At 50.9% G+C, this 18256-nt stretch carries 18 protein-coding genes; 7 read left to right on the top strand and 11 right to left on the bottom strand.

Annotation, left to right across the window (positions count from 1 at the left end; all coding sequences use genetic code 11):
* Nucleotides 1-55 precede the first annotated feature (55 nt).
* On the top strand, nt 56-1438 hold the full coding sequence (gene glmU, locus D888_RS0115375; RefSeq protein WP_026362430.1) for a bifunctional UDP-N-acetylglucosamine diphosphorylase/glucosamine-1-phosphate N-acetyltransferase GlmU: 1383 nt from the start codon (nt 56-58) through the stop codon (nt 1436-1438).
* Between the two features lie 170 nt (nt 1439-1608).
* Nucleotides 1609-3438: a glutamine--fructose-6-phosphate transaminase (isomerizing) gene (glmS, locus tag D888_RS0115370; protein ID WP_020677460.1), complete on the top strand. Its 1830-nt coding sequence runs from the start codon at nt 1609-1611 to the stop codon at nt 3436-3438.
* A 498-nt stretch (nt 3439-3936) separates the two neighbouring features.
* Here glmS and D888_RS0115360 read toward each other — a convergent pair whose 3' ends face one another.
* Nucleotides 3937-4152: a hypothetical protein gene (locus D888_RS0115360; RefSeq protein ID WP_156827031.1), complete on the bottom strand. Its 216-nt coding sequence runs from the start codon at nt 4150-4152 to the stop codon at nt 3937-3939.
* A gap of 111 nt (nt 4153-4263) precedes the next feature.
* Nucleotides 4264-4548 (bottom strand): hypothetical protein, encoded by a 285-nt coding sequence (locus D888_RS0115355; protein WP_020677457.1) that lies wholly within the window; start codon nt 4546-4548, stop codon nt 4264-4266.
* 141 nt (nt 4549-4689) lie between these two features.
* On the opposite strand from D888_RS0115355, the gene D888_RS0115350 reads away from it, so the two are divergent.
* The 3 genes from D888_RS0115350 (at nt 4690) to D888_RS0115340 (ending at nt 5822) form a co-directional block, all read left to right on the top strand.
* Nucleotides 4690-4935: a hypothetical protein gene (locus D888_RS0115350; RefSeq protein WP_169513293.1), complete on the top strand. Its 246-nt coding sequence runs from the start codon at nt 4690-4692 to the stop codon at nt 4933-4935.
* A gap of 64 nt (nt 4936-4999) precedes the next feature.
* Complete coding sequence (locus D888_RS0115345) at nt 5000-5263, top strand: PolC-type DNA polymerase III family protein (protein WP_020677455.1); 264 nt, start codon at nt 5000-5002, stop codon at nt 5261-5263.
* Complete coding sequence (locus D888_RS0115340; RefSeq protein WP_020677454.1) at nt 5253-5822, top strand: hypothetical protein; 570 nt, start codon at nt 5253-5255, stop codon at nt 5820-5822. Before D888_RS0115345 ends, D888_RS0115340 begins: the two co-directional genes overlap by 11 nt.
* Nucleotides 5823-6765: 943 nt before the next feature.
* Here the strand turns inward: D888_RS0115340 and D888_RS21955 are convergent.
* The 8 genes from D888_RS21955 to D888_RS0115295 all read right to left on the bottom strand — a co-directional run bounded on the left by D888_RS21955 (nt 6766) and on the right by D888_RS0115295 (nt 12311).
* Nucleotides 6766-7365: an SCO family protein gene (locus D888_RS21955; RefSeq protein ID WP_020677452.1), complete on the bottom strand. Its 600-nt coding sequence runs from the start codon at nt 7363-7365 to the stop codon at nt 6766-6768.
* A 32-nt stretch (nt 7366-7397) separates the two neighbouring features.
* A complete protein-coding gene (locus D888_RS21950; RefSeq protein ID WP_020677451.1) occupies nt 7398-7850 on the bottom strand; it encodes a copper chaperone PCu(A)C in 453 nt (150 codons plus the stop codon).
* A 177-nt stretch (nt 7851-8027) separates the two neighbouring features.
* Nucleotides 8028-9038, bottom strand: coding sequence for a hypothetical protein (locus D888_RS21945; protein ID WP_020677450.1), 1011 nt, complete (start codon nt 9036-9038; stop codon nt 8028-8030).
* Nucleotides 9035-9727 carry an ABC transporter ATP-binding protein gene (locus D888_RS0115315; protein WP_020677449.1) on the bottom strand — a complete coding sequence of 231 codons (693 nt, stop codon included), beginning with the start codon at nt 9725-9727 and terminating at the stop codon, nt 9035-9037. The genes D888_RS21945 and D888_RS0115315 overlap by 4 nt, the downstream gene beginning before the upstream one ends.
* Nucleotides 9727-10881 carry an ABC transporter permease gene (locus D888_RS0115310; RefSeq protein ID WP_020677448.1) on the bottom strand — a complete coding sequence of 385 codons (1155 nt, stop codon included), beginning with the start codon at nt 10879-10881 and terminating at the stop codon, nt 9727-9729. The genes D888_RS0115315 and D888_RS0115310 overlap by 1 nt, the downstream gene beginning before the upstream one ends.
* Nucleotides 10881-11111 carry a hypothetical protein gene (locus D888_RS24640; protein ID WP_342666821.1) on the bottom strand — a complete coding sequence of 77 codons (231 nt, stop codon included), beginning with the start codon at nt 11109-11111 and terminating at the stop codon, nt 10881-10883. The genes D888_RS0115310 and D888_RS24640 overlap by 1 nt, the downstream gene beginning before the upstream one ends.
* 92 nt (nt 11112-11203) lie before the next feature.
* Nucleotides 11204-11668, bottom strand: a complete 465-nt coding sequence (locus tag D888_RS0115300; protein ID WP_083928881.1) for a nitrous oxide reductase accessory protein NosL — start codon at nt 11666-11668, stop codon at nt 11204-11206.
* A gap of 190 nt (nt 11669-11858) precedes the next feature.
* Complete coding sequence (locus D888_RS0115295; protein WP_020677445.1) at nt 11859-12311, bottom strand: hypothetical protein; 453 nt, start codon at nt 12309-12311, stop codon at nt 11859-11861.
* A 468-nt stretch (nt 12312-12779) separates the two neighbouring features.
* Here D888_RS0115295 and D888_RS0115290 point away from each other — a divergent pair, with 468 nt between their 5' ends.
* Entirely contained in the window at nt 12780-13355 is a 576-nt protein-coding gene (locus D888_RS0115290) for an SCO family protein (RefSeq protein ID WP_020677444.1), read from the top strand.
* 597 nt (nt 13356-13952) lie between these two features.
* Here D888_RS0115290 and D888_RS21930 read toward each other — a convergent pair.
* Complete coding sequence (locus D888_RS21930; protein ID WP_020677442.1) at nt 13953-14309, bottom strand: hypothetical protein; 357 nt, start codon at nt 14307-14309, stop codon at nt 13953-13955.
* A gap of 297 nt (nt 14310-14606) precedes the next feature.
* Between D888_RS21930 and D888_RS21925 the strand changes: the two genes are divergently transcribed.
* Nucleotides 14607-18128 carry a DUF2339 domain-containing protein gene (locus D888_RS21925; RefSeq protein ID WP_020677441.1) on the top strand — a complete coding sequence of 1174 codons (3522 nt, stop codon included), beginning with the start codon at nt 14607-14609 and terminating at the stop codon, nt 18126-18128.
* Nucleotides 18129-18256: the final 128 nt, after the last annotated feature.

The raw sequence follows: 18256 nt of genomic DNA, 5'->3' as shown, positions 1-18256 counted from the left end.
GGGATAATCAGATGTTTTTCATAAAATCAGAATCAGAACGGAAGGGGTTGAATACGTGAGTAATTTAGCTGCGGTTATTCTTGCGGCAGGCAAGGGGACCAGGATGAAGTCGGAGCGGGCTAAGGTGCTGCATGCGATCGCCGGCCAGGCGCTGCTTTTTTATCCGCTGCAGGTGGCCAGAGCTGCCGGTTGTGGTCAGGTGTCATTCGTTGTCGGACATCAGGGCGATGAGGTTGTGGAGGCATTGTCCGACCAGCAGGTTGACTGTGTCTGGCAGCACGAGCAGCTCGGCACCGGGCACGCACTCCTCTGCGCCGCTGAAAAATTCTCCGGGTTCAGCGGGGATCTCTTGTTGCTCTGTGGTGATGTGCCGTTATTAACCACCGAGTCGGTTCAAAGGCTGCTGGACCTGCATCGGCGCGAAGAAGCGGCAGTGACCGTGTTGACCGCCCGCTTGGCCAACCCGCACGGCTACGGGCGAATTGTGCGCGATGGCGAGAATGTCCGGCGCATCGTTGAAGAAAAGGATGCCAGCCCGGCCGAGCGTGCAATCTGTGAAATCAACACCGGTACCTATGTGTTCGATGCTGATTTTGTATTTTCGATCCTGCCAGGGCTCGGTAAAGAGAATGTGCAGGGTGAATATTACCTGACCGACGTCGTCGCAGCGGCTGCCGCTGCCGGGCGTAAGGCACGGGCGGTTTGTCTTCTCGATCCCAACGAGGCGCTGGGGATCAATGACCGGGTGCAGCTGGCCGAGGCTAGCCGTTTGATGCGTCAGCGCATCAATCAGCGCCTGATGCTGGGCGGAGTAACCCTCGTCGACCCGGAAACCACCTATGTTGACCAGCAGGTCGAAATCGGCAGCGACAGCCTGTTGCATCCGGGGGTTACTCTTACCGGAAAGACCCGCATTGGACAGCATTGCGTAATTGAAAGCGGGGTGCAGGTCGACAGTTCAAACATTGCTGATCATGTTCATCTTAAGAGCGGTTCGGTGCTCGAAGGGGCATTGGTGGGGGAGAACTGCAACATCGGACCGATGGCACATCTGCGGCCCGGAACGGAACTGCTCGGGCATAACAAGATCGGCAACTTTGTCGAAACCAAGAAGGCGCGGCTCGGAGAAAATTCGCAGGCCAGCCATCTGACCTACATCGGCGATGCCGAGGTCGGCAGGAACGTTAATTTCGGCTGTGGCACCATCACCTGCAACTACGATGGGGCCAATAAACATAAAACGATTGTCGAAGATGATGTTTTTGTCGGCAGCGATACCCAGTTTATCGCTCCGGTGCGGATCGGGCGCAACAGCTTGATCGCCGCCGGATCGACCATCACCAAGGATGTGCCGGCCGATTCTCTGGCCCTGTCGCGCACCCCGCAGAAGGTGATTGAGGGCTGGCGGATTAAACATCCGCTCCAGAAAAAAAAGTAATTTATCAACATGTTCGCAGGGTCAGGTGGTCTAGCGCTATGGCTTGATTGGAGCGTTGATGCTTCGCTTGGCGCAAGCAACGGCTGTAGCCCCGACGCTGGGTGGTTAGTCTGTTAGGGAATGTCCCGAATTAATAAAGAAAGCGACTTACGGGGGAGAGATCAGAAACTATGTGTGGAATTGTAGGATACCTGGGAAGTGCCGAGGCCTCGCCGATTGTGCTTGAAGGTCTGAGAAAGCTTGAATATCGCGGTTATGATTCGGCCGGCATAGCAACTATTAGCGATGGCGGTATTCGCATGCTGCGGGCTCAGGGGAAGCTGGTCAATCTGGAGCAGCGCTTGAAAGAGCAGCCGCTTATCGGGACGCGCGCCATCGGGCATACCCGCTGGGCGACTCACGGCCGCCCTTCTGAAATCAATGCTCATCCGCACAAGGCTGGACAGATTGTGGTCGTGCACAATGGCATCATTGAAAACTATCTTGAACTCAAGCAGATGCTGCAACACAAAGGGCACAACTTTTCGTCGGACACCGATACCGAAATTATTGCCCATCTGATCGAAGAACACTTCAAACAGGGCGGCGGATTTGAGCTTGCGGTGCGCCATGCCTTAAATGAAGTCAGGGGAGCCTATGCCATCGCGGTGCTCTGTGAAGCGGAGCCAGACCTGTTGATCGCGGCCAAACATGGTTCGCCGCTGGTCGTCGGACGCGGCGCTGATGAGTATTTCGTCGCCTCGGATATCCCGGCGATGCTCGCCCATACCCGACAGATGATCTTTCTCGAAGATGGTGAAATGGTGATCTTTGCTCCGCAGGGCCTGCGGTTTTGCGATCTGGCCGGGACGACCCTTGAGAAAGAGGAGAAGACCATCACCTGGAGCCCGCTGATGGCGGAAAAAGGCGGGTACAAGCACTTCATGCTCAAGGAGATCTATGAGCAGCCGCGTGCCATCGCCGACACCATTGCCGGGCGTCTACGTGAGAATGAAGGGGATATTTACCTCGGTGATCTCAAGCTGAACACACAGCAGCTGGCGGGATTTGAAAAGATCTTCATCGTCGCCTGCGGCACCAGCTGGCATGCCGCCCTGGTCGGCAAATTTTATCTGGAGAAGCTCTGTCGCATTCCGGTCGAGGTCGATATCGCCAGTGAATTCCGCTATCGCGATCCGATCGTCAACGCCAAAACCCTGATTCTGGTCATCAGCCAGAGCGGTGAAACTGCCGACACCCTGGCGGCGCTGCGTGAAGCGCATGGCAAGGGGGGGAAGGTGCTGTGCATCTGCAACGTGGTCGATTCATCGATTGCGCGCGAGAGTGACGGTGTCATCTATACCCATGCCGGACCCGAGATCGGGGTCGCCTCGACCAAGGCCTTCACCACCCAGCTGGTCGCGCTGCTGCTCTTTGCCCTGCGCCTGGGGCGGGCGCGCAATAGCCTGAGTGCCGACGAGTGCCGGCAGAAGATGCAGGCGCTCGTAACCCTGCCGCGGCTGTTGGAGAGCTGCCTCGAGCTTGATGGCGCGATCGAAAAGATCGCTCGCGAGCTGAGTGCTGCACGTGATTTTCTCTATCTAGGGCGCGGCAATCAATATCCGATAGCGCTGGAAGGCGCGCTTAAGCTCAAAGAAATCTCTTACATCCACGCCGAAGGCTACCCCGCCGGTGAGATGAAGCACGGTCCGATCGCTCTGATCGATGAGCAGCTGCCGGTGGTGGTGATCGTGCCTGATAACGCGACCTTCGACAAGGTCGTCTCCAATATGGAGGAGGTGCGCGCGCGCGGCGGGCGGGTGATCGTGGTGACCAGTGGCCAGGGCTGCAGGTTGGAGACGGCCTGTGAAAGTCTCTTCTGTCTGCCCGAAGCCGATGATGATCTGATGCCGATCCTCACTTCAATCCCGATGCAATTACTGGCCTATCATGTCGCCGTTTACAAAGGGACCGATGTTGATCAGCCGCGTAACCTGGCTAAGAGCGTTACCGTGGAGTAGATTTTTTTACAAATAACGTTCCCCGTGTATCTTGAAAATAATGTTGGGAAGCGGGAAAAAATAGTCAGCAAATATAAAATGAAGTTGGCAACTGGAAAATAGAGTTGCAAAACATGGAAGCCCTCTGGTTAAAAATCAGGGGGCTTCTTCCTGGTGGAGCATAAATACGGGTCCGTTCTGGAAAGTTAAGGATCTCTTATTGGATCAGCACATTACCTAAGTCTGTAAAGCTAACCGATACGCCAGGAGAAGCTGTGACCAATCCTCCTTTTTGTATAGAAACTGGGCCATTAGTGATTCTGACGACTCAAGTCAGGGGCTACAGGTTGTTATCATACGGGTTTCACTGCGTATGGCAGATAAACGGCCCGGTCAACTTTCAACAGGAAGTTGCCATGGCAATTTTTCAGAAGTCAGTGCCAGTGAGAAAATCAATTTTCGAAACGGACGCAATGATGAGCCCCAGGTGTACAATCACCAGGAAAACTCTCTCGCAATTTAATACTGGACCTCTTCATCGGCATTTTCTTTATTCTGAGAGGACTTTTTCTTGGTCCCTTCCGTAACCTTGTCAATCTGCGCGCCTTTATTCACAGTTGTGGTTTCTTTGCTCCCGTTTTTTTGGCCAGATCTTTTATTTTCACAGGCAGTAATCGATAAAGTCATGCTGACAGCAATTATGACTGTGTAGATTGGGAACGGTGATTTCATCATCTGCTCCTTAGAAAAGCGGACTTATGTTCTCGGGACTCCTTATTGTAGAATTATAGCGTATCTGAAATTCCGAGGTAGTTTTCAGACGAAACTTGAGTAGTCCATAAGGGGTCAGTTCTCAACAATCAACAAATCGAGATAAATGGTTAGCTGACCGCCAATAGGAGAGGGGAATATAGGATCAGTGATGCCGGAGTGTCTGCTGCGAGAAATAGGGTCGCCGTAGGTTTGAAGGTCGACGAAGGGTTGAGGGATGTCTTGAGAGAGATCGAGCATGACCTGAGTTTGCTGAAAGTTGAGAGCTGCCTTCTTTTTTCGGAAGCCCCTCTGTTTCTGCCATGCTTGGCCCAAAAATGACTCTGGAATGATTTTTGGGACTTCCCAGAATTGACCCACGGAAAAGATTCATCTAGGTTGGCACGAAGGCGTTACCATCGAGGTACTTTGAACACGAGGTCAATGCTGTTTATCTTTATCTCTTACAGAAAAAATCGTAAACAAGAAAGCAGGTTACTCTCCATGTTATTGACAAAGAAGATGGCAAAAGCACTAGGGCAGGTTGGTGTAAAGGTGTTGGGTTACGAGGTGTCGAAAGATCCGAAATTTATGGATGGGGCGGTTACGCTTGAAAATGCACTCAGTGTTCAGGTTGGCTCCGATTATGCGTGCCTGTGTCTCATCAAAGATGAAAAAATAGAGTATTTGCTGGAAATGGAAAACATTACAGATGAAGTCGCCTTCGCGACTGAAGTTGCAAGTTTCATAAAAAACGGAAGACCATAAGCTCGAAATGCTGAGGAAATGTTGTATCCAGCCGCTGGCCTCCTCAAGGCTAATCTCTCGGAGAATGTATCAGTCTTTCAAATCGCACAGCCTGGAAAATTCGGCCCGCTCGCTCAACCTGCCTTCGTCAAGTGATCATAACCTCGCCCTCGACGATGCTGAAATGACTGGTCATCTGGTGCGCGAGCATCCTCAAGAGATCAAATATCGACCAGGATTTGGAACGACTCCATTCGACGTTTATCTGACCCTGGCCAAAATATCTAAACACAGAGTTGATGGTTTTTGGCAAAAGTTGCGGACTGAACCGGTGAAACATGGCTGTTAATCGGGGGAAAAGCGATTTCATCTGGTGTCCCCTTTCACAGTCACGCAAAGCCCTGGGCAAGTGCCCGGAATGTAAAAAATTCCCTTGTCGAAATCTGAGCAAGTCTGATCTGGCTCATTTTGAAAATGACGATTCATTTATCCTTTCGATCTTCAAGATCGAGAAAAGGAAGGTTGCTATGATTTTTTTGCTGGATGCAAACGATACTCTGACAAAATTCTCGGGGAAACTTGAAAGTCTGAGTGCCGACCAGGAACAAGCTACAGAAAAAATCTTTGATGTTGCCTTCTATTATGAACAGAAAATGACCTGGATAGCTGAAAGCAAGGCAAGAGAAGAAACTAGCGGAGCTGAAACGGAGTCCAGAATCGACTGTATCGTTGAAAACAAGGACGGAACTCTTCTTCGGCGTGAGCTAGATCCTTCAATCCCGGCTCCTGAGGCTTCCAAGATCTATCCGATCAAAACAATACTGGTCAAATGCTGGAAACCGATAAAAATCAAAATTGAAGAAACAAATCAGGAAAAAACTCCAAGGAGAAAAAAAGCGGAGAGTTGATCGCCGGTCAAAGTATAAGGTGGAATTCCGACGATTCTTTTTGTCTGGTCTCTTTGAAATTCACGAGAAGAGTATTCTTCTCATAAATCGACATCAGTCAAATACCGATACGGCCAACCTCTTTTGAGGTTGGCCGTTCACGCTTTGGAGGGTATCTGAGAATCCCACTGTGTCAGCGTAGCCGATTGTTGCCACCTTACATGCCATAGAGAGGGGACAACCGCTACTGTGGTGGGGTTGATGCCTTAAATCTGGGCCTGAGAATTAGGCTCACAGCTACTTGGACTTTGCCACGCTGTGTTGAATTCCGCGATACATTAAAACGAAGATAGTGGACCTGATCATATTGTGATTATTTTGTTTTCATTAACATAACTATGTTTTGTTTTTGGTATAAGCTTATGCTAATTTTTTATGTATTAGACATTCCGATTCGATGCATAGCTAACTCAATAGGGCGATAGGGCTTTAATGAAGGGGGCAATCGAGGATTGCTGAGGGGCAGATGAATAAATTGATTTACTTACTGATAGCTTCTATCGTTTTACTCATTATTATAGCAATGCGCATCCTACCTGGTGGATGAATTAGTGGCTCTTCCCACTCCGTTGGCCTCATGTTGTCCGTCATATTGATTACCATTCCCGGCATAAGAAGCCCCAGCCTGTTCAAAGAAGGGCATAAGGGGCCAGATCTCAGCATCAACAAATCGAGATAAATGGTTAACTGACCTCCAATCGGTGGGGAATATGGAATCAGTGATGCTGGAGTATCTGCTGCTAGAAATAGGGTCGTCGTAGGTTTGAAGGTCGACGAAGGGTTGAGGGATGACTTGAGAGAACTCGAGCGTGAACTGAGTGTTTTGAAAGTTGAGATCTGATCTTTATGGTTTTTCTTTAGGATTACAGAACTTTACCCCCAGGTTCAAGTTCTGGAGGAACGCTCAGAGAAACTTCGTAATTGTTTCAGCCATTTTTTCGGCAGTATCCTCCGGATGGAACAAAAATCGCACTTTCCCTTTTTTGTCGATCAGATAAATAGTCACGGTGTGAGAGATCGTGTACCCGAGGGCCGATTCCCCAGGATTTTTGAGATAATAGGCATGATACGCCTGCACCACCGTATCAATTTGCGCTTTTGTCCCGGTCAAACCGAGAGCATTTACACCGAAAAACCCCAAATATTCACTTAACTTGGCAGGCGTATCCTGTTCTGGATCGACTGTGACAAAAACAGTCGTTACATTCTTATTGCCTGGACCGAGTCGGTCCATGGCCCGGCTTATTTTGGTAAGTGCTATCGGGCATGCATCAGGGCAGGTGGTATAACCAAAAAATAAAAGGACGACTTGTCCTTTTAAATCCCTCAGATGGAATTCTTTCCCAGAACTCTCCGTCAGGGTGAAATCTCCCTTGGGATTTAACGCCTGCTCTGTTCCCGGCGGCAGCAAGGTTGAGAGATAAAGAAAAAATGTCCCTAAGACAATCACCAGGCAAAATCCCACAATAACTATTGGTGATTTAAGAAATCGTATTTTTCCCATCGTCATCCCTTTACCTTAATATTTATAAAAACCTATTCGCTCCATTTACGGACAACTGCATTGACGGTCAAAGTAGTTCCATCTTTAAAATTAAGAACAAGTGGAAGAGTTTCACCCTCAACCAATGGCCTATGCAGATCGATAATCATGAGATGAAAACCATTCGGACTCAGTTCCAGGCGTCCTCCAGTCGGGATATGCAGGGCATCGACCATTTTCATTTTCATCATGTCGCCGTCCATGGCCATCTGATGAATTTCAACGATTTTGGAGGCAGTGGTTGTGACCGATTGAAGAACAAGTTCAGTCTTCGTTTTGTTTTCGATTGTCAGATAAGCCGCTGTATTTTTCATGGAAGGCGGCATGGCACGAATCCAGGCGTGACTGACCAGAATTGTTGACTCCAAATCCTGAGTATGGCCTATCGAGGGATAATTCAGGCCCAGGATTAAAATAAACAAAAAGAAACTACGAAAAAAATGCATGGAAGGTCGCCTTTCTAGGGATACGCTACTTGTTCAAGCTGATTGCTGTTTGGATCTCAGAAACTTTAACACGGCGTGTGAAGGTTAGGAGCGAAAAGGTCCACAAAGAGTCCTCCAATAAGGTCTGAGATAATGGTTTCGCACCGCCGATTGACAATTGTGATTCATCAACTCCGGTCAAAAATAAGCCTTCAGGGTAAAGCTGCTGAACAGCATCGGCCAGCTGACCAAAGTCAGCATCCCTGCCAACAGGATGAGGCCGGCATTAAGCCAGTGCCTTTCCGTACTGGCGATCAACTGGTCTGAAGCGACCTCCCGCTTCAGCAGAAACAGCAGTTGGGGAATCAACCCACAGAGCAGGGCACCAAACAGGCAAAAATAGAGAGGGTACCCAATAAAGTAATAATGCCCCTGCAGCAGATCGAAGGGGCAATGGTGGCTCGGAAGCTGATAGTAATAGACCGAGATGAATGATACGACCGACGCCAGCGCAACCGCTCCGAAGGCAAGCGCATTCAAGGCCAACAGGGTCCGCCAGCCCCGCCAGGAGGCATAGCGACAGACCAGCAACAAGAGAGCGAACAGCACGGAGACCAGATAGAAAATGATGATCATTGGTCGCAGCGGAAACGAGGTCATCTCAGCTGCGAGGCCGCTCCCCCCTGAGCTGAACAGCGCACCGCAGCAGGAAGTGATCACCTCCGGTTCGAGACCGAAGAAGTAACTGCAGGTCAGATACAAATCTGCATAAACCAGCGGCAGCAAGGGGAGCAGGGCAAGAAATTTGAGCCGGGTGAGAGGAGCACTGGGGAGCTGCAGATCGAGGTGGTTGACGACCATCCAGAAGCTGCCGAGCAGAAAGAGCAGCAGTTTAATCCAGATCAGATGCCAGCCGATCGGGTTGGCGTTGAGGGTCCCGGTGGCACACATGGCTCCGACAAACATCGGGTGAATAACTTCCACGGTATAGATGAAAAGCAGCAGCGACAGGGCTTCAAAGATGATCGCCCAGCGGACCAGGACCGCGACCAGCCAGGAGCGCCGTTCCAGCTCGAGTTGTTCAGCTTCAGCACCCTCAGGGTTCCAGCGCCGCGCGACCTGCAAGCCGAGCAGAGCGCCATAAGAGAGCATCAGCAGACTGACCAGCCCCCCGACCAACAGGGCCAGCACTCCGGGGTGCAGGATCATGTCCCGGTCCCCTGGCACAGCCGCCCGTCGTGCAATTCAATAATCCGGTCAATCAGGGGATGCTCGCAGACCTGCGGGTCATGGGTGGCGATAACCAGGGTCAGGCCCGCCTGTTTCAGCAGGGCGAAGCGTTCAAGGAGGGCAACGCTGAGACGGCTGTCAAGGTGAGCGGTCGGTTCATCGGCGATCAACACCCTGGGTGCGTTGACCAGCGCCCGGGCAATGGCGACCCGTTGCTGCTGGCCGCCGGAGAGTTCAGTCACCCGGCGCTTCTCAAGCCCGGTCAACTCAACATCGGCAAGCGCAACCGCCACCTTGCGACCCATTTCGGCTGCAGAGAGGCTTTCGGGATAGAGGGGCAACATGACATTGTCCCGCACGCTCAGCTCTGGAATCAGATGATACTGCTGAAAAACAAAACCGAAAGTCCGCCGCCGGATCAGGGTCAAGAACCTCTCCGGCAGTCGTGAGACCTCTTCCCCGGCGACCATGACCCGCCCGCTGGTCGGCCGGGTCATGCAGCCGATCAGACTCAGTAATGAGGTTTTACCGGAACCACTCGGTCCCTTCAGCACGACGGCTTCGCCGGCAGTGATCTCCAGGCTGATGTCGGAAACCGCTTCGGTTGCGTCGGCCTTTTTCGGGTGGTAGGTCTTGCTGACCTTTTCGGTGCTTATCAGGATAGCCATCAGGCGCGCATCACTTCATCGGGATCGGTCACCGCCGCCCGCCAGGCCGGGATGACGGTACTTGCTACATATGGGACAATGGTCAGAAAGGCTAGAGTCGCTATCTGGTAGGGGTCGATAAAGGGGGTCGGATGCAGGGCCGGAAAAAGCACCGACCAGCCACGCAGAACGCTTCCCAAAAGCGGTGCCCCCCAGAAGAACACCAGCACAAAAGCCATCAGATAACCGACCAGAAACGCCAGCAGCGAGAGGGCGAGTCCCTCCCATAATTTGAGCAGCAGCACATCGCTGGTGTCCCAGCCAACCGCTTTCAGAATGCCAATTTCGCGCCGTTCTCCGGCGCTGAGTCCCGTCGCCTTATCCCAGGCCAGAATACAGAAGGCCATCAGCGCTGAGGAAAAGAGCGCCAGCAGCATCCCGCCTCGCCAGTCGAAGACCGCATGGTAGGTCCGCAACAGTTCACTCTGCGTGATGGGGCGTGAATCAGGGAGGGCCAGCTTGATCTTGCCGGCGATGGTATTGATCTCGTTCGAGTTGTAAACCTCGACAGCCAGATCGGTGGCATAGCCCTCGGGCATACCGAAAAACTGATGTAAGGTCTCCGTCGGCATCACAATCAGATCCTGGGTCAGCAGGTCCGAGGCGGCAGTAAAGACTCCGGTCACGGTGAATGACCTGCCCAGGGTGGCGTTATCGATCAGGATCAGGTCATCCTCCAGACCGATCCGGCGATTCTCGGCAATGCCTGCACCGATTGCGCACTCGTCCTCCCCACGTGGCAGGCGCCCGGACAGCAGGCTTAATTGACTCGCTGCAGTGTCGATTCCCTGCATGGTGAAGTTCATCTTGGTAAGGGAATCGTAATAATATCCCCAGACCCTGGGTTTAATTCCCTTGACGCCCGGAATCTTGGCCAGCTTATCGATCTCAGCGACCGCAATCAACTCATGCCTGCCCGCCATAAGTCTCTGCACGATAAGCTGCGGACCGCCGGCAAGCGTCGCCGTCGCTTCACTCTTGAGGGCCTCAGTCAACAGGAGCACGGAGGAGAGCACCGCAATCATCAGGGTGTAGACCACCAGGATGGCGCAGGTCTTCCCCGGACGGCGCAAGAGAGAAGCCAGCGAGTATTCAAGGATCTTGAGATTGGGCATCAGTCTTCTCCCTGGCGGCGCACCTTCAGCCAGGTTTCAGGGCGAGGCCCCGCCGGGATCATTAAACTTCCCGCAGGAAAATGGTCAAAGGCTCCAGGATGATCCTGAAAAGGGCTGAAAAGATCAGCCATGGAGGGGTGGCGGGTGTAGCGCGCTTCCGTCCAGAGCGCCAGGTCGGTCAGAGATAAAACTCTGACCAGTTCCCTGCGTGCCGGGAGATCCTGTTTCAGAAAATGTGTCGAGGTCCACTTCGCCCATCCCGTCAATCCGGCCAGGATTCCAAGCAACAGCAGGATCAGGCTGAGATAAACTTGACTGCGGATCAAGGCGCCGCCGGAGCATCAAGCAGTTCGTGGCCATTAAACAGAAGCAATTTGACCCCTTTATGATCTTTCAGAAATATTTCGGCCGTCTTACGCCCAGCCACAGGCACCAGTTCCATGCCCATCGGTCCTGGCACATTGCTCCCCTCGACGAAAAACACCCCCGTAGCTGAGGTCAGGCTGGCCGTATAGTATTCCGTGACATAGAGACTTGCCACCTGGTCGTAGCTGGCCCCGGGCTGATATTTGGCCAGATTCTTATAGTAAATAAACATGTCCTTGGGCCCATCAAAGTAAAAATGACGTCCGTCGGTCATTTCCACAACTGAGACCCATTGCGGGTATGGCGCCACAAACATGCCGCACACCTCACAACGAGCCTTGCTGTCAGGTTTAGGCGGAGTTTCGGCACAGAGAGGTGAACTGATTAGAAGGAATAATAAGAATAAAAGTGACAGTCGCATAATTTCCCTCTCGGCCCTGAAAAAAGGACCCCGGATTGATCTACTCACCAAATCGGATGCTGATAGCAAGGAGCATCAGCATCCTTTAGCGGAGTGATGAAATTTGAGAGAACAGGAGAGCCTTCTCGAGCGATCCGGTCAAGAGCCCTCTTAGGTTTTGACCAACGGCCTTTGAGATATTTGTACCAGCTTATTCCTGCTTCAAAGGCATCCCACACTTGCATTTTCCCGCTGCGCCGGAGACCGTATTGCAGCTACAACTTCCGCCGCAATTGCAGAAGAACAAGCCGGTCCCCGCCAGGCTAACTCGCTTGAGCGGTTTACCGCAGCCACATTTACCAGGGTCGGCAGCATCCTGCTTGCAGGTGCAACCTTCGGCACAGGTACAGACCAGGGCGACATCCCCTTCGACCCTGACCACATGCCCCCACTCCAGCGGCTTACCGCAACGGCAGGTCCCGGGTTTGGTACTAACCGTGTTGCAATCACAACCGGCGCCACAGGCGCAAGAGTAAAGAACGTCCGTTCGTGCGCCGTGGTTTTCCATCTTCGTCATGTTAGCCGACCCTGGAGTCTGGGCACAGCCATAGGTGAACATCAACAACGTTCCAATAATAAACGTAAATATCCATTTCGTTTTCATTGCTGATATCTCCTGATTTTTTAAGTTTTTTGACCCCAGCCCCGGAAGAGTTTTTACGGTATCTTATGTTACAATTGAAAGTCCAATGGTTTCTCAGACTCTTTAGATGACCTATGGTCCGATAACTTCGGAAGAGAGGCAGGCCGTCATCTTTCACTGTCCGACCGATTATTTAATCCCGCAGCTGCGAAGGAGAATTGATCACATTTCCTGGCTCTGGCAGGTCCCTTGGATATGGCGGAAGTTGAGTGATCCTAGGCGGCTGTCGGACTATGCGGACCGAAGCGAAAATTCGGAGGGGTGAGATCAGATTTTCGGTCGTTTGCAGGCTTATAACCGTAGCTATGGTCCAAAAAGGAGCGGAAATCTGGGCAAAGCCGTCGGATTTGCAGCCGGCTCATGGATAGTCAGACAGCCTCCTAGGTTCGGGCTTATCACGGCCCTTAATTTGTAAGGAGTTCTTTGATAATGATCAAAAATAGTCTCAATCTGATCTGCTTGTCTCTGCTGCTTGTGGTGGCTTTTGTTGCTCATCCTGTATTTGCAGCAGAACATTATCAACGCTCAGTTGCGCGTTACACCGTACCTGATGTGGAACTGATCAACCAGGATGGGGAAAGGGTCGCGCTCAAAGCGCTTCTCGAAACCGATCAGCCGGTAATCGTCGATTTTATCTACGCGACCTGCACAACCATTTGTCCGCTCCTGTCGATCAGTTTTTTAAATTTGCAGAGCAAACTTGCCAAAGAGGGTCGCAGCGCCCGGCTGATATCGATCACCATCGATCCCGATCATGACAGCCCGCAAATCATGAAGGACTACCTTAAACGCTACCGGGCAAAACCCGGATGGGATTTTCTCACCGGGACTTCTGCCGACATCCACAAGGTAATGAAGGCCTTCAATGCCTACATCCCGGACAAGATGTCTCACTATCCACTGAACATGATCCGCAACCCGAAGAATGGTACCTGGATCAGACTGTTTGGCATCATGAGCGGTAAAGATTTTCTCTCAGAGTACAAGCAGATCGCCGACCAGTGAAGCGGGGTGGTTCGCCGCGATCTAATTTCGCGGCAGCGTCAGGAACAAGGCCCTCGAAATCCTGCGATGATTTCGAGGGCTGTTATTCTTCGGATACTTGTTCAATCAGGATACGCGAGGGTCGTTTGATCAGAGTATTGTGCCTGATTTACGTCGGCTCCCATTTCAGGTTATGCTGAGATATCAAGGTCTTTTGCTCCAGTTTCATACAGGAGAAAATACGATGCCAAAAAACAATTGTTCAAATCCGGAAAAACATGGTGATTTGCACGCCTGTGCACTCAAAGATATGCCGCGAACCCCAGAAATCGACAAAGTATTCGAAAATCCCCAGTTTGTCTGCGAAAACTGCGCAGCGAGGACCCATTCCGCTGAGAATCTTTGCCGCCCCGTGCTGATCTAGCAGAGTTTTTCAGCGCTAAGGGTTTCGGCACATCCGGTATCGGGTCAACCCTCCCGACCACCGACCCCTCCTTTGACCGTTACCGGATGTATACGGGAAAAGGAGAATCTCTACGGAAACAATCTGCCCCCGATGGTTGTTTCTGACCCCTATAGCTTTTCCATCGCTGGGGAAAATAGGGACACTTCCCGCATTTACGAGTTCTTCTTCGGTCGCCCAGCCTTTTTTACTCTGACTGCACGGTTCAACTCATACTCAAGAGTATCGACAAAAGCCTCTGTTCCAAGCGGCCGACCTGTGCCGGTGGCTTTGCGGATGGCGTTGTTGTGTGCAGCGTCTTCGGTCATTACAAATAAGGCACAGGCTTCGCGCTCTGCCGGATCGATCCAGTCCGTAAGTTTCAAGCGTTCATCGGGGGAACCGCCAAGGTGGGCTCGGGCGCTAGACCAGAGGTAGTTTTCATTATCAAAGAAAACCTGTGCGCGGTTGTTACCATGCCGGGTGACATGATGAGCATATCCGGGGGCAATGATGCGAGCGATTCTAGGCATGGCAGGATGATAGCGGGAATTGATGAAGAAAGAGGATAAGTAGGGGAAGTGTCCCTAATATACAAAGAATAGAAAAAAGTTTGACAAATAGTTAATTTGACTTTAATTTGCCTTTCATTAAAAAGGCTTTTAATGCTGTTTGGAGGGGGATCCATGTGTCGCATTGTTGTAACTATTCAGCCCGTTTTCGGTCAGGGATCACCCTGTGCCGGAGATGGGCTGTTTTTGTTTTAGTCGGCGAGTTAAGTAAGCGGTCTTTACCATATTGAATTGATGGCGATTTTGAAAGAGGGGGCAATGATGATTTCATTAATGATTTTTTTTGGGATGGTACTTTTGTTCGGAAGTCTTTTCCTGTCGGAATCCTGGGGAGAACGAGGATCTTGGAAACGCCCGATTGGACTTGGGACATGGCTGGTTTCGGGTAACTGGCCTGCAAAAGTAGGCGGCGGACTTCTTTTGCTCGGCATCGGTGCTTTCCTGCGATATGCAATGATCCAAATCCAGATTTCACCCGAGCTGAAGCTTGGAAGCGGATTTATTATTTCTGCAACATTGGCTGCCGGTGCGTTCCTGATACGAACTCGTTCAAAAGGACGCGCGGTTTACCTGGCCTTGGCTGGAACCGCTGCCGGTGTCGCCTATTTAACCGCATATAGTGCTTACGGTTTTTTCGGGTATATCGGCGAGATCAAGGCGTTGTCCTTACTTGTCCTGGTTGCTTTGGCAACGGGAATTTTTGCTATTAATGCCAGCTCCATGTCAATTGCAATTTTGGCAATGACGGGCGCGTTCTTGGCTCCCGCTTTTTCTTTGTCAACACCGGCGCCGATCCCGGTATATGGATATTACCTGGCAGTAAGTGCTTTAAGTTTCACCATGACAATTCTTCGACGGTGGCATGGCCTTATCCATCTCAGCTTCTTATTCACCTTGGCTGGGTCATTATTTTTCGGATGGACCGCCGAGTTTTTTCAACCGGAGTTCTATCCGGTCATGCAGCCTCTTTTATTAGCCCTGGTTGCCTTGCATCTGGCAATGCCTCTTATTGAAAGAACAACCGTTTCTGGAAAGTGGTTGAGTCGTTTTGACAAATTGTATTTCATCTCCCTTCCAGGGGTCGCAGCTTGTCTGACTCTCAGTATCGCGCCCGGCTACCACCGTGAGGGAGCTTTGGGATATATCCTCCTGGCCGTAATTTGGGGAGGGGCAAGTGCGCTGTTATACATCCTCAAAAGAGAAGAAGCTTTCTTGCATGGGGTTGTGGCTGTTTTTTTTCTTTTCGGGGCCATATTGCTGTACATGACGACGGTGCCTTGGGCACTGGTATTCCTTGCCTTGAGTGTAACCTTGTTGGCATTGGCCCCTCGGCTTGGTTTCATGCACGATCAGAAGGAAGTTCTTGCTGGAATTGTTTTACTGCTGGGATTTTTGACAGTGATGAATTCTTTGATGGAAGGTTCTGGCGGGCCTGCAGGATTCAATGAAGTTTTTGCCCAACGTTTGATTTCAGTGGTATTGCTGGCTGGCGCCGCCTTGGTTGCAATGGGGCAAAAACTTAAATTAAGCCTGATTATTGGTGGGTTTGCAGTCGGTTGGACGATGTTGGCTGTTGGCATTGAATTGGAGCGCTTCAATTTCAAATTCATAGCACAATTTGCTTATGCAATGCTATTGGCAACGACCTGTGGTATGGCCGTATGGGCTAGAAAGCGTGCATGGCAGCAAGGTATTACGGCCATTGCAGTTTTATTGGTACTTGTTGTCGGATACTGGGCCGCCAAGGAAGCTGCTCAGCTGTTTCCTTTGCTCTTTCTTTTACTGACATCTCTTGTGTTTGTTGGAGGTGTTGTCTTGACAGCAAAAGGATCGCTGGGACCGAGGGATGGACGATCTTTGGCCCTTGGCCTGCTTCCAATGACGCTTTTGCCATGGATACTTGAATCAGCCAAGGCCGTAGGAGTTGAGCCTCTGTTTTTTGGAGCATGTGTATGGACAGTTGCGGCAATGATCGGCTTGAGCGCAAACCGTTTTGGTTTGGGGGAGAGAATATGGATCAGCGAAGTGGTTTGGCCGTGCAATTATTATCTCATCGTATTAGGGCTCGGTTTCGCTGTTACTCTGCACATCGAACGATCTCTATTGGCAGTTTCTTTTGAAATTCTTGCCCTTGTCTATCTGTTTATTTTTCCAGCATTTCTTCACCTCGAAGAAAAAAAGAAACTTGTATTTTTAGAAATTATTCCAATTTTTTCCGGGGCAATGGTGTTGCAAGCGACTCTTTTGCGTCTTCTGGGTCCAGCCCGAGTCATGACGGTTCTAGATTTGGGCAGAATGAATCTTCCCGCAATAGTGTCCCTAATGTGGGCTGTTTGCGGAGGAGTCATGGCGTGGTGGGGGACCAAAAGCTCATCCAGAACCTTATGGGGATGCGGTGCTCTTTTGCTGGTAGCAGCCGCTGTAAAACTGGTGGTACTCGATTTTACCTCTTTAGGTCAACTTGCGAATATCCTTGCCCTTATAGCGGCTGGGGTGGTCTTTCTTTTGGTTGCTTGGCTGGCTCCGCCGCCAAAGAAAAAAATCCCGCCGAAGGGTTTGAAAAAGCCAGATACTTTTGTTGTTAAAGACCGCCCATTGGGTGCAAAGGAGAAGTCAGCATATGCACAGCATCGCAGATTAGAAGGAGAGGCAACTCGGGGACAGGGTACGTCCTCTCCGGGTTCCCGGGCGCCCTATCGAGCAATGAAGTCTGAGAACCGAAACAGTCTCTGGATAACGTTGGCTGTTCTGGGTTTACTCCTTCTGTTTGCTCTTGGAAGAAATGCTTATCGGAGCCATATTTTTAGTCCTCGGAAAGGTCAGTTCCATCCTATTGCTGCGCCGCCTTTGGTGAAAGTTCCGGTGCCATCCCGACCGACCTTGCCTGTCAGCAAACCCAAAAGTCCGCCCCAGAATCTGCCCCAAAAGCTCCCCCAAAAGCTCCCCCAAAAGCTCCCCCAAAAGCTCCCCCAAATTGTTGATCAATCTCTTCTGTTCAGAAAGCGTCTGCCAGCCGACTATCGACTATATGTCGGGGGGGCTTACCACGGTCGTAAAATGGGAAAGTCAATAGACCGCTCCGGTCATGAAGCAACTCGGTTCGATGTTTATATCGACGAACCCGACGAATTTGTCGTTTTAGCACTTGGAGCCTATGAACCATCGGTATGGTCAATCCATTCGTCGTCTCGAACTAAAATTGCGGGCGTTTTCGTCTCCGGATACCTACGTCAAGAACTGGCTGGACTTGATTCAAGAGTGCCCATTTTGAATTCCAGTGGGGGGAGTAAAAATCAGTGTGGCTATTTTTATATCACTCGAAATGAAGCGGTTAATGCAGATGCGGTGATATCTCAGGTATTCAACCGAACTGTTGGGAATTATTATCTGGCAGATAATGGAAATCTAGAAATCGGTGCAAGGGGTGCAATTATGCACCAAAAGACGAGACCCCCAGATAATGTCACATTATCTAATCTTCCGGCTGCTGGGGAAGCGGGCCTTGACCAATTAATTGCGAAGGGATTACTGCGTTTGGCGACTGAGCGGGACTTTGACACTTGGCGGAACCTTAGCGGCAAAAGATCTGATGCTTTTTTCAGCGTGGGATTGAAATACTATGTAGTTCTTGGGGAAATGGAATTCCCGGCAGGACTTTTCGGAGCGCATGCTGTTACGTTTATCGTCCCGAAGGGAGTGCAAATTCCTACGGGAAACGCAGGGCATTCGCGAGTATTGGATTTCAATTCGGGAAGGTGCATTGGTTTAACGTGCCGTTAGTCTGCATTGCACGTTAAGGGGATAACGACCACCATCACATCGGGAATGACCGTTGCCGCGGAAATCAAGGTAGGGAAAAGGAGAGTATATCTAAGGGGACGTAGGTAAGTTATGTAAGTTATCAGATG

Source organism: Geopsychrobacter electrodiphilus DSM 16401, from assembly GCF_000384395.1.
Taxonomy (GTDB): Bacteria; Desulfobacterota; Desulfuromonadia; order Desulfuromonadales; family Geopsychrobacteraceae; genus Geopsychrobacter; species Geopsychrobacter electrodiphilus.
The sequence above is the reverse complement of the archived record's forward strand: the minus strand, read 5'-3'. Positions and strand labels throughout refer to the sequence as shown.

What these genes read in the sequence shown, in the direction of transcription:
- glmS (WP_020677460.1), top strand. Translation starts at nt 1,609, where the DNA reads ATGTGTGGAATTGTAGGATACCTGGGAAGTGCCGAGGCCTCGCCGATT.
- D888_RS0115360 (WP_156827031.1), bottom strand. Translation starts at nt 4,152, where the DNA reads ATGATGAAATCACCGTTCCCAATCTACACAGTCATAATTGCTGTCAGC.
- D888_RS0115350 (WP_169513293.1), top strand. Translation starts at nt 4,690, where the DNA reads ATGGCAAAAGCACTAGGGCAGGTTGGTGTAAAGGTGTTGGGTTACGAG.
- D888_RS0115345 (WP_020677455.1), top strand. Translation starts at nt 5,000, where the DNA reads ATGTATCAGTCTTTCAAATCGCACAGCCTGGAAAATTCGGCCCGCTCG.
- D888_RS0115340 (WP_020677454.1), top strand. Translation starts at nt 5,253, where the DNA reads ATGGCTGTTAATCGGGGGAAAAGCGATTTCATCTGGTGTCCCCTTTCA.
- D888_RS21955 (WP_020677452.1), bottom strand. Translation starts at nt 7,365, where the DNA reads ATGGGAAAAATACGATTTCTTAAATCACCAATAGTTATTGTGGGATTT.
- D888_RS21950 (WP_020677451.1), bottom strand. Translation starts at nt 7,850, where the DNA reads ATGCATTTTTTTCGTAGTTTCTTTTTGTTTATTTTAATCCTGGGCCTG.
- D888_RS21945 (WP_020677450.1), bottom strand. Translation starts at nt 9,038, where the DNA reads ATGATCCTGCACCCCGGAGTGCTGGCCCTGTTGGTCGGGGGGCTGGTC.
- D888_RS0115315 (WP_020677449.1), bottom strand. Translation starts at nt 9,727, where the DNA reads ATGGCTATCCTGATAAGCACCGAAAAGGTCAGCAAGACCTACCACCCG.
- D888_RS0115310 (WP_020677448.1), bottom strand. Translation starts at nt 10,881, where the DNA reads ATGCCCAATCTCAAGATCCTTGAATACTCGCTGGCTTCTCTCTTGCGC.
- D888_RS0115300 (WP_083928881.1), bottom strand. Translation starts at nt 11,668, where the DNA reads ATGCGACTGTCACTTTTATTCTTATTATTCCTTCTAATCAGTTCACCT.
- D888_RS0115295 (WP_020677445.1), bottom strand. Translation starts at nt 12,311, where the DNA reads ATGAAAACGAAATGGATATTTACGTTTATTATTGGAACGTTGTTGATG.
- D888_RS0115290 (WP_020677444.1), top strand. Translation starts at nt 12,780, where the DNA reads ATGATCAAAAATAGTCTCAATCTGATCTGCTTGTCTCTGCTGCTTGTG.
- D888_RS21930 (WP_020677442.1), bottom strand. Translation starts at nt 14,309, where the DNA reads ATGCCTAGAATCGCTCGCATCATTGCCCCCGGATATGCTCATCATGTC.
- D888_RS21925 (WP_020677441.1), top strand. Translation starts at nt 14,607, where the DNA reads ATGATGATTTCATTAATGATTTTTTTTGGGATGGTACTTTTGTTCGGA.